Annotated in this window: 1 protein-coding gene; it reads left to right on the top strand. The window is 47.6% G+C overall.

The annotated features are described in order from the left end of the window. The coding region (locus B2X00_RS02880; RefSeq protein WP_290486036.1) for an efflux RND transporter permease subunit at positions 1-2,715 on the top strand (2,715 nt) is incomplete at its 5' end. Between the last annotated feature and the right edge of the window lie 82 nt (positions 2,716-2,797).

Genomic DNA, 2,797 nt, shown 5'->3' with positions numbered 1-2,797 from the left:
TCTGAAGTCTACGGCATGCTTTTCTCTATCCACAGTAAGGATGCATCGCCTGCTGAGCTAAGACGTTACGCAGAAGAGTTGCAACGTCGAATTAAAACCGTCGATGGTATTAAGAAGATCGAATTACACGGCGTTCAACCACGCGTTGTTCATATCGACATCCCAGATGAAAGGTTGGCGCAATACGGCCTATCTATCACACAAGTTTGGTCGCAGCTGAATACTCAAAACATGGCGTTCGATGCCGGTAAGTTTTCAGCAGGAACTGAACGAATCCGAGTTCAACAGTCGAGTGAGTTCGGTTCATTAGACGACATCAAAAACCTGATGATCAAAGGCGGCCTGAGTGAATTAGGAACCAGCTTAATCCGCTTAGGCGATATTGCAGACGTCACAATGGGCTACCAAGAGCCAATGATGACGGAGAACCGCTACAACGGCGTACCTGCAGTCACATTAGCGATGAGCCCAGTCACCGGCGTCAACGTGGTATCACTTGGTGATGAAATCAATCAAATCGTCAGCGATTTTCAAGCAACCCTGCCGTTAGGTGTTGATATCGCGACAGTTGCTAACCAACCGGAAGAAGTTCAGAAATCGATCGACAACTTCGTAAGCAACTTGCTAGAGAGTGTCGCGATTGTATTCATCGTCCTGTCTATATTCATGGGGCTAAAAAGCGCAACCATTGTCGGCTCAAGCTTACTGCTGACTATCTTGCTGACGCTTATCTACATGAACATCGCGTCAATCGATTTACACCGAGTTTCGCTAGGTACGTTCATTCTTGCGCTTGGTATGTTGGTTGATAATGCCATTGTCATCACCGATATGATGATTGTGAAAATCAATAAAGGCGTCGACCGAACCAAAGCCGCAATTGATTCTGTTAAAGAGACCGCTACACCACTCTTTGGCGCTACAGTTATCGCTATCATGGGTGCGAGCCCTGTTATCTTTTCAAAAACCGATGCCGCTGAGTTCGCAAGCTCAGTATTCCTAATTATCGCCTCTTCACTGTTGTTGTCATGGTTTGTCGCAATGACCTTTACAGCTTTGATGTGTTGGTTCTTCATCAAGCCAACTAAGCAAGCTGACAATACCAAAGTGAGCTTATACCGTAAGAGCGTAAACTGGACGGTAGATAACCCACTCAAAGCACTTGCGGGACTCATTCCGCTGATTTTGGTCACTGCATTGGCTATCCCGAATATTGCCGTTAACTTTATTCCACAAGCCGACAGACCCATTCTGTTCTTAGATTACTGGCTGCCAAATGGCGCCAAGGTTGAACAGACCTCAGAAGACATGAAGCGTATCGAACAATGGTTGTTAGAGCAGCCGGAAGTCGAGAGTATTTCAACGTACATTGGTGCTGGCGCTCCTCGTTTCTCAGTGACCATTGAGCCAGAACCGTTTGACTCTGCTTACGGTCAGATCTTGATTAACGCGACCGATTTCCCGTCACTCAGCCCGTTGATTGCGCGTGGCGACAAATGGTTAATGGAAGAGTTTCCAAACGCCGATCCTCGCTTTAGAAGCTTAAAGCTTGCGACTTCGGATAAATTCAGTGTTGAAGCGCGTTTTTCAGGCCCAGATATCGAGGTACTGCACGGCTTATCTGAACAAGCGAAAGCTATCTTTGCTCGACACCCAGACACCAAGTACGTGCGTGACGACTGGCGTCAAAAGAGCAAAGTGCTAGAACCTGTCATCAACCAAGACAAGATGCGTCTTGCAGGCATTAACCGTGCAGATATTGCATTCGCGATGAAACGCGCGTCAGAAGGCATGCCGCTGGGTCGTATGAACTTAAACGACGAACTGGTGACGATTCAACTGCGTGGTACAGAAAGCTCTATTCAATCGCTAGAAACTTTGCCGGTACGTTCTTTACTGGGCATCCACAGCGTTCCACTAGGTCAAGTCATTGACGGGTTTGAGCTTACAAGCGAAGAGACCATGATTTGGCGTCGCGACCGAGTAAAAACCATCACAGCACAAGCTGGCGTTGGTCGCTACACCACACCTGCAGCAGTGAGAGACTCAGTTAAAGAACAAATAGAATCCATTCACCTTCCACACGGTTACCACTTGGAATGGGGTGGCGAATATTACGACGAGCATAAAGCGGTCAGCGATATTCTTAAACAGCTACCTAAAGCGATGTTGTTGATGGTGATCATCCTAGTGGCGATGTTTAACGGCTTCAAACAGCCAGTGATCATCTTCACCACCCTACCGCTTGCGGCGACGGGTGCAACGTTCAGCTTGTTGCTGTTGGATAAACCGTTCGGATTTATGGCATTGATAGGTGCAGTAACACTCACCGGGATGATCATCAAGAACGGCATCGTGTTGATGGACCAGATCGAGCTTGAACGTAAAGACGGTCGCTCACTGTCAGACGCAATTAAAGAAGCAACCGTGAACCGTACTATGGCGATCTCGATGGGTGCACTCACCACAGCACTTGGCATGATCCCGTTGCTTAGTGACCTGCTGTTTGATCAGATGGCGGCGACCATTATCGGTGGCTTGGCTGCGGCAACCGTGTTGTCTCTGTTTGTAATGCCTGCGCTGTACAAGCTCTTCTATCGAACTGAAGAAAAAAAGACAGTGGCTGAAGCCATTAAAGATGCTGTAGTTGTACTCGATGCAACGCCTCAGTCTACAAACATCGGCACTCCAACCTCATTCAACAAGGAGCAATAAACATGTATCCATTAACTAAGTTTAAAGTGGCTCCTATTGCTCTTGCCTTGTTGCTGACAGGTTGTGCGGTTGGCCCTGATTA

Source organism: Idiomarina sp. UBA3162 (genome assembly GCF_002364475.1).
GTDB lineage: Bacteria > Pseudomonadota > Gammaproteobacteria > Enterobacterales > Alteromonadaceae > Idiomarina.
This window is presented reverse-complemented; position numbering and strand designations above follow the sequence as displayed.